This window comes from Streptomyces sp. NPDC104106 (assembly GCF_055584345.1).
In genome coordinates, this window is the sequence record NZ_JBVJMF010000043.1 from 1 (window position 1) to 9,000 (window position 9,000).

Consider the following 9,000-nt stretch of genomic DNA (forward strand, 5'->3'; position numbering starts at 1 on the left):
GCGTTGGACGAGGCGTTGGCCGTGCTGGAGGCGGACGGTGTGCGGGTGCGTCGGGTGGCGGTGGACTACGCGTCGCATACGCGTCATGTCGAGGCTGTGGAAGGAGAGTTGGGCGAGGCGTTCGCCGACATCCGCGGGCAGGCGCCTGCCGTGCCGTTCTTCTCGACGGTGACGGGTGAGTGGGTGCGTGAGGCGGGTGTGCTCGACGGCGGTTACTGGTACCGCAATCTGCGTCAACAGGTCCGCTTCGGACCGGCCGTCGCCGCCCTGCTCGCCGAGGGCCACACCGTGTTCGTCGAGTCCAGCGCCCACCCCGTCCTCGTCCAGCCCGTGAACGAGATCTTCGACGAGGCCGCCGACGACACCGTCCGGCTCCGGGCCGTCGCCGCCGGCTCGCTGCGGCGCGACGAGGGCGGCCCGCGGCGGCTGCTCGCCTCCATGGCCGAGCTGTTCGTCAGGGGCGTCGCCGTGGACTGGACGGGCGTCCTGCCCGCCGAGGCGCTCGACGCCCGGGTGGACCTGCCGACGTACGCCTTCGACCGGCAGCACTACTGGCTGCGCGATGCGGACACCGGCACGGACGGTGCCCCCGCCACCGAGGGCGCCGAGACGGAGTTCTGGACCGCCGTCGAACAGGCCGATGCCGACTGCCTCGCGCGGCTGCTCGACCTCCCCGCGGCCCACCAGCGCGACGCGCTGCGCTCGGTCGTCCCCGTGCTGGCCGACTGGCGCGGCCGGCGACGCCGGCGGTCGGCCGCCGAGAAGCTGCGCTACCACGTCACCTGGCGGCCACTCGACCAGGAGAGCACCGGCGTCCCCGGCGGCACCTGGCTGGCCGTCGTACCGGCGGACCGGCCGGCGGACTCGCCGCTGGACGAGCTGCTGCGGGAACTCACCACGCAGGGACTCGACGTCGTCCCGCTGGAGGTCGCGGCGGCCGACGCCGGCCGCGCCCCGCTCGGCGAGCGCCTGACGGCCGTCCTCGCCGCCCACGACGTGACCGGTGTGCTGTCCCTGCTCGCCCTCGAACCGGGCGGCGAGACCGGCCCGCAGGACCCCGTCCCGCTGACCGCGGCCACACTGGCACTGGTGCAGGCGCTGGGCGACGCCGGGGCCACGCGGCCGCTGTGGTGCCTGACCCGGGGCGCGGTCGACACCGGCATCCAGGACACCGTCACGGCACCCGCCCAGGCGGCCGTCTGGGGCCTCGGCCGGGCCGCCGCCCTGGAGCGCGGGGACCGCTGGGGCGGGCTGATCGACCTGCCCGCCACCCTCGACACCCGCGCCGTCCGGCACCTGCTCGGCGCGCTCGGCCACCCCGGTGACGACGACCAGCTCGCCGTCCGCCGCTCCGGTGTGCACACCCGCAGGCTGCTCCGCAAGGCCGCCCCCGACCCGGCCGACGGCGCCGGCTGGCAGCCCTCCGGCACCGTCCTCGTGACCGGCGGCGCCGAGGGGCTCGGCCGGCACGCCTCCCTGTGGCTCGCCCGGTCCGGCGCGCGGCGGCTCCTCGTCACCACCACGACCGGCGTACCCGAGGACGCGCTCGCCGGGCTCCGCGCCGACGTGGCCGCGCTCGGCACCGGCACCGCCGTCGTGGCCTGCGCCGACACCGACCGGGCCGCCCTCGCGCACCTGCTGGCCGAGACCCCCGGCGACCAGCCGCTCACCGCCGTCGTGCACACCGCCGACATCGCCCGCACCAGCACCGTCGACGACACCGGCGTACCCGAACTCACCGAGGTGTTCGCCGCCAAGGTCGACACGGCCCGCTGGCTCGCCGAACGGTTCGCCGACACCCCGCTCGACGCGTTCGTGGTGTTCTCCTCGATCGCCGGCATCTGGGGCGGCGGCGGACAGGGCCCCTCCGGCGCGGCCAACGCCGTCCTCGACGCCCTCGTGGAGTGGCGCCGCGGCCGCGGCCACCCGGCCACCGCGATCGCCTGGGGCGCCCTGGACGAGACCGGCGTCGGCATGGACGAGGACACCCTCACCCAGCTCCGCCGGCGCGGGGTGCTGCCCATGGCGCCGCAGATCGCCGTCACCGCCCTCGAACAGGCCGTCCAGGCCCGCGAGAAGGCCGTCACCGTCGCCGACATGGACTGGGACGCCTTCGTCCCGGCGTTCACCTCCGTCCGGCCCAGCCCGCTTCTCGCGGACCTTCCGGAGGCCCAGGCCGCACTGCGGGCCACCCAGCCGGACACCGAGAACGGCGACACCACCGCCGGCCTCGTGGACTCCCTGCGCGACGTCCCCGACGCCGAACAGAACCGCATCCTGCTCCGGCTGGTGTGCGGACACGCCGCCACGGTCCTCGGCCACACCGGCGCCGACAGCATCGGACCCCTGCAGGCGTTCCAGGAGGCCGGCTTCGACTCGCTCGCCGCCGTCAACCTCCGCAACAGCCTGCACGTGGCGACCGGCCTGCGGCTGCCCGCCACCCTCGTCTTCGACTACCCCACGCCGGACGCCCTCGTCGGCTATCTGCGCTCCGAACTCCTGCGGGAGACCGACGACGGGCTCGACGGGCGGGAGGACGACCTCAGGCGAGCCCTCGCCACCGTACCCCTCGCCCGGTTCCGGGAGGCCGGCGTCCTGGACACCCTGCTCGGCCTCGTGGATACCGAGGACACCCCGGTGCCCCGAGCATCCGACGCCGCGGCCCCGGCCGAGGACGACGAAACCCTGATCGACGCCATGGACGTTGCCGATCTCGTGCAGCGTGCTCTGGGCAGGACGAGCTGACCCCATGACAGCGGACGCACCACGGAGGACGGATATGCCGGGCCCGGACGACCAGATCGTCAACGCGCTGCGCGCCTCCCTCAAGGAGAACGCGCGCCTGCAGCAGGAGAACACCAAACTCGCGGCGGCCGCTGCCGAACCCGTCGCCGTCGTCTCCATGGCCTGCCGGTACGCGGGCGGCATCCGCACCCCCGAGGACCTGTGGCGCGTGGTGACCGACGGCACCGACGTCTACACGACGTTCCCCGAGGACCGCGGCTGGGACCTGGAGGGCCTCTACCACCCCGACCCGGACAACCCCGGCACGACGTACGTCCGCGAGGGCGCCTTCCTGCACGACGCCGGCGAGTTCGACGCCGCGTTCTTCGGTATCTCGCCGCGCGAGGCCCTCGCCATGGACCCGCAACAGCGCCAACTGCTCGAAGTGGCCTGGGAGACCCTGGAACGGGCCGGCATCGACCCGCACTCGGTACGCGGCAGCGACACCGGTGTCTTCGCCGGCATCGTCCACCAGGACTACGCCCCCGATCTCAGCGGCCACGAGGGCTTCCTCAGCCTGGAGCGGGCCCTCGGCACCGCGGGCGGCGTCGCCTCCGGCCGGGTCGCCTACACCCTCGGCCTGGAAGGGCCCGCGGTCACCGTCGACACGATGTGCTCCTCCTCTCTGGTCGCCATCCACCTCGCCACGCAGGCGCTGCGCCGCGGCGAGTGCTCCATGGCCCTCGCCGGCGGCTCCACCGTGATGTCCACCCCCGGCGGCTTCGTCGGCTTCGCCCGCCAGCGCGGCCTCGCCTTCGACGGCCGCTGCAAGTCCTACGCCGCCGCGGCCGACGGCTCCAGCTGGGCCGAGGGCGTCGGCGTCGTCCTCCTCGAAACGCTCTCCCGCGCCCAGGAGCGCGGCCACCGCGTCCTCGCCGTCATCCGCGGCTCCGCCGTCAACCAGGACGGCGCCTCCAACGGCCTGACCGCCCCCAACGGCCCCTCCCAGCAGCGCGTCATCCGCAAGGCGCTGACCGCCGCCGGACTGACCACCGCCGACGTCGACATGGTGGAGGGCCACGGCACCGGCACCGTCCTCGGCGACCCCATCGAGGCCCAGGCCGTCCTCGCCACCTACGGCCAGGACCGACCCGCCGGACAGCCCCTGCGACTCGGCTCCGTCAAGTCCGTCATCGGCCACACCCAGGCCGCCTCCGGTGTCGCCGGCGTCATCACCATGGTCCAGGCCCTGCGCCACGGCCTGATGCCGGCCAGCCGGCACATCGACGCCCCCACCCCGCAGGTCGACTGGTCCTCCGGCGCCGTCGAACTGCTCACCGAGGCCCACGAGTGGCCCGGCACCGGCCGCCCGCGCCGCGCCGGCGTGTCCTCGTTCGGCGCCAGCGGCACCAACGCCCACCTGATCCTGGAACAGGCACCCGAGGAGAAGAAGGCCGCACCCCCGGCTCCCGCGACCCCGGCCGGCGTCCTGCCGCTCGTGGTGACGGCGGCCTCCGCCGCCTCCCTCACCGGCCAGGCGGACCGCCTCGCCGCCTTCCTGGCCGGCGCCCCCGACACCCCCCTCACGGACCTCGCCGCCACCCTCGCCACCCGGCGCGCCGTCCTGAACGAACGCGCGGTCGTCATCGCAGGGACCCACGACGAGGCACTCACCGCGCTCACCGCCCTCGCCCGGGACGAGCAGACCCCCGGCACCGTCCGCGGCGCCGCCACCGCCGCCGGCGCCGGCAAGACCGTCCTCGTCTTCCCCGGCCAGGGCACCCAGTGGACCGGCATGGGCCGCGAACTGCTCGACACCTCAACCGTGTTCGCCGCCCGGATCGAAGAGTGCGCCCGTGCCCTGGAACGCTGGGTCGACTGGGACCTCACCAGCGTGCTGCGCGGCGAGGCCGACGCCGACCTGCTGACCCGCGTGGACGTCGTCCAGCCCGCCGGCTTCGCCGTGATGGTCTCCCTGGCCGCCGTATGGGCCGCCGCCGGAGTCGTACCGGACGCGGTGATCGGCCACTCGCAGGGCGAGATCGCCGCCGCCTGCGTGGCCGGCGCGCTGCCCCTGGACGACGCCGCCCGCATCGTCGCCGTCCGCAGCCAGGTCATCCGCGGCCGGCTCGCCGGACTCGGCGGCATGGCGTCCGTTGCGCTCACCGAGGACGACGTCACCGCCCGACTCGAACGGTGGGCCGACCGGGTCGGGGTCGCCGCCGTCAACGGGCCCGCCTCCGTCGTGATCGCCGGTGACGCCGAGGCCCTCGACGAGGTCGTGGACACCCTGGAGGACCAGGGCGTGCGCGTGCGCCGGATCGCCGTGGACTACGCCTCGCACAGCCGGCACGTCCAGACCGTGCAAGAAGCCCTGACCGAAGCCTTCGCCGACATCCGCGGCGAGGCACCCGCGGTCCCGTTCCTGTCCACCGTCACCGGCGAATGGGTCCGCGACGCCGGTGTCCTGGACGGCGGCTACTGGTACCGCAACCTCCGGCAGCAGGTCCGCTTCGGCCCCGCCGTCGAGACGCTGCTCGCCGAGGGCCACACCGTGTTCGTCGAGTCCAGCGCCCACCCCGTCCTCGTCCAGCCCGTCACCGAGATCGCCGACGCCCGCGACGGCGCCGAGGCCGTGGTCACCGGCTCGCTGCGCCGCGACGACGGCGGCCCGCGCCGGCTGCTCACCTCCATGGCCGAGGTCTTCGCGGCCGGCGTCGCCGTCGACTGGCAGGGCGTCCTGCCCGAGGCCGCCCGCACCGCCCACCTCGACCTGCCGACCTACGCCTTCGACCACCGCCACTACTGGATCCAGCTCGCCCCCAAGGGCGGCGACGCCTCCTCGCTCGGCCTGACCGGCAGCGACCACCCGCTGCTCGGCGCGGTCGTCCCGCTGCCCCAGACCGACGGACTGGTCCTCACCTCCCGCCTGTCCCTGCGCACCCACCCCTGGCTGGCCGACCACGCCATGCAGGACGTGGTCATCGTCCCCGGCACCGTCTACGTCGACCTCGCCGTGCGCGCGGGCGACGAGTTCGGCTGCGGCACCCTCGAAGAACTCGTCATCGAGGCGCCCCTCGTCCTGCCCGAACAGGGCGGCGTCCGCGTCCAGGTCGCCGTCGGCGGCGCGGCCCCGAACGGCTCCCGCACCGTCGACGTCTACTCGCTGCGTGAGGACGCCGCCGACGCCGACGGCCACGGCGAGTGGACCCGGCACGCCACCGGCCTGCTGTCCGCCGCGCCCGCCCAGTTCACCTCGCCCGCCGTCGACTTCGCCGCCTGGCCGCCGCCCGGCGCCGAACCCGTCCCCGTCGACGACTTCTACCCCGCCCTCGTCGCCCGCGGCTATTCCTACGGCCCCGCCTTCCAGGGCCTGCGCGGCGTATGGCGGCGCGGCACCGAACTCTTCGCCGAGGCGGCCCTGCCCCAAGGCCACCAGGACGACGCCGACAGGTTCGCCATCCACCCGGCCCTCCTCGACGCCGCCCTGCACACCAACGCCTTCGCCCACCCCGACGACGACCGCAACGTCCTTCCGTTCGCCTGGAACGGGCTCGTCCTGCACGCCGAAGGCGCCCGCGCCCTGCGCGTCCGGGTCGCCCCCGCGGGCCCCGACGCCCTGTCCTTCCAGGCCGCCGACGAGACCGGCGCCCTCGTCCTCACCATGGACTCCCTGGTGTCCCTGCCGGTCTCCGCCGAGCAACTCGACGCCGCGGCCGGCGCCCCCAAGGACACCCTGTTCGCCGTCGACTGGATCCCCCTGCCCGCCGCCGAGAACGCGACCACGGCACCCGCCTGGGCACCCGTCGCCGACGCCGACGACGTCACCGCGCTCGCCGCCCGCGAGAGCGCCCCTGGCGCCGCGATCCTCGACGCCGACAGCGACGGCGCAGACGCCCGGACCCTGACCGGCCGCGTCCTGCGCGTCCTGCAGACCTGGCTGGCCACCCCGGCACTGCACACCGCCCGACTGGTCGTGGCCACCCGGGGCGCGGTCGCCGCCGGCGGCGACCGCGCCGTCACCGACCCGGCCGGCGCCGCCGTCTGGGGCCTCGTCCGCGCCGCCCAGGCCGAGAACCCCGACCGGGTGATCCTGGTCGACCTCGACCCGGCCGCCGCCACCGGCGCCGGCCCCGCCCTCGCCCGGCTCCTCGCCGCCGGCGAACCCCAGCTCGCCCTCCGCGGCACCGCCCTGTCCGCACCCCGCCTGGTCCGCGCCGGCACCGAGGAACCCCAGGACGGCACCACCGCCCCCTTCGACCCCGACGGCACCGTCCTCGTCACCGGCGGCACCGGCTCGCTCGGCGCGCTCGTCGCCCGCCACCTCGTCGAACGGCACCGCGTACGGCACCTGGTGCTGGCCGGCCGGCGCGGCCCCGACGCCGACGGCGCCGCCGCACTGACCGCCGAACTGACCGGACTCGGCGCGGCCGTATCCGTCGCCGCCTGCGACGTCTCCGACCGGGACGCGGTCGCCGCGCTGCTCCGCGCCGTCCCGGCCGAGCACCCGCTGACCGGCGTCGTCCACCTCGCCGGCATCCTCGACGACGGTGTGATCACCGCGCTCACCGAGGAACGCATCGCCGGCGTGTTCGCCCCCAAGGCCACCGCCGTAGCGCACCTGGACGAACTGACCCGCGAACTCGCCCCCGCCCTGCGCTCGTTCGTCGTCTTCTCCTCCGCCGCCGCCCTCCTCGGCTCCGCCGGCCAGGGCAACTACGCCGCCGCAAACGCCTACCTGGACGCCCTGATGGCCCACCGCCGCGCGGCCGGCCTGCCCGGCGTCTCCCTCGCCTGGGGCCTGTGGGAGCAGAACGCCGGCCTCACCGCCCACCTCAGCGAGACCGACCAGGCCCGCATGAGCCGCGGCGGCGTCCTCCCGCTCACCCCCGACGAGGGCCTCGCCCTCCTCGACACCGGCCTGCGCGCCGACCGCGCCCTGCTCGTCCCGATCAAGCTCGACCTGCGGGCCCTGCGCTCCGCCTCCGACAGCGCCGTGCCGCACCTGCTGCGCGGCCTGATCCGGACCGGCCGCCGCACCGCCCGCGCGGCGGCCGGCGACGGCAGCGGCCTGATCCGCCGACTCGCCGGACTCCCCGAGCCCGAACAGGAAGCCGTCCTGCTGGGCGTCATCCAGGCCGAGGCCACCGCCGTCCTCGGCTTCAGCGGACCCGAACTCGCCCAGGGCACCCGCGGCTTCGGCGACATCGGCTTCGACTCGCTCACCGCGATCGAACTGCGCAACCGGCTCTCCGCCGCCACCGGCGTCAAGCTGCCCGCCACCCTCATCTTCGACTATCCCACCCCGGTGGCCCTCGCCCGCCACCTGCGCGAGGAACTCGGCGAGAGCACGGCCGGCGCCACCGCCCCCACCATCGTCGCGACCGACCCCGACGAGCCCATCGCCATCGTCGGCATGGCCTGCCGACTGCCCGGCGGCGTCACCGACCCGGCCGGCCTGTGGCGGCTCGTCCTCGAACGCCGCGACGGCATCACCGACTTCCCCGACGACCGCGGCTGGAACCTGGACGACCTGTTCGACGCCGACCCCGACAAGGCCGGCACCTCCTACGTCCACAAGAGCGGATTCCTGCACAGCGCCGCCGAGTTCGACGCCGAGTTCTTCGGCATCTCCCCCCGTGAGGCCCTCGCCATGGACCCCCAGCAGCGGCTGCTGCTGGAAGCGACGTGGGAGGCCCTGGAGAACGCCGGACTCGACCCCAGCTCGACCCGCGGCGCGAACATCGGTGTCTTCTCCGGCGTCTCCATCCACGACTACCTGGAGTCCCTCAGCAACATGCCCCCCGAGCTGGAGGGCTACGTCACCACCGCGACCGCCGGCAGCGTGGCCTCCGGCCGGGTGTCGTACGTCTTCGGCTTCGAGGGCCCCGCGGTCACCGTCGACACCGCCTGCTCCTCCTCCCTCGTCGCCCTGCACCTCGCCGCCCAGGCGCTGCGGCAGGGCGAGTGCACCCTGGCGCTGGCCGGCGGCGTCGCCGTGATGGGCTCGCCCATCGGCGTGCTCGGCATGTCCCGCCAGCGCGGCCTCGCCGCCGACGGCCGGGTCAAGGCATTCTCGGCCGGCGCCGACGGCACCATCCTGTCCGAAGGCGTGGGCATCCTCGTCCTGGAGCGCCTGTCGGAGGCCCGCCGCAACGGACACCAGGTCCTGGCGGTCGTCCGCGGCAGCGCGGTCAATCAGGACGGTGCCTCCAACGGTCTGACCGCTCCCAACGGTCCGTCCCAGCAGCGGGTCATCCGCCGGGCCCTGTCGGC

2 protein-coding genes are annotated in these 9,000 nt (G+C 75.3%); both read left to right on the plus strand.

Annotated features, from left to right (window positions below; all coding sequences use genetic code 11):
* A partial coding sequence (locus tag ACZ60X_RS43635) for a KR domain-containing protein (protein WP_469611374.1) occupies positions 1-2,745 on the plus strand: 2,745 nt, incomplete at its 5' end.
* A gap of 34 nt (positions 2,746-2,779) precedes the next feature.
* Positions 2,780-9,000: SDR family NAD(P)-dependent oxidoreductase (locus tag ACZ60X_RS43640; RefSeq protein ID WP_469611376.1), on the plus strand; the 6,221-nt coding region annotated here is incomplete at its 3' end.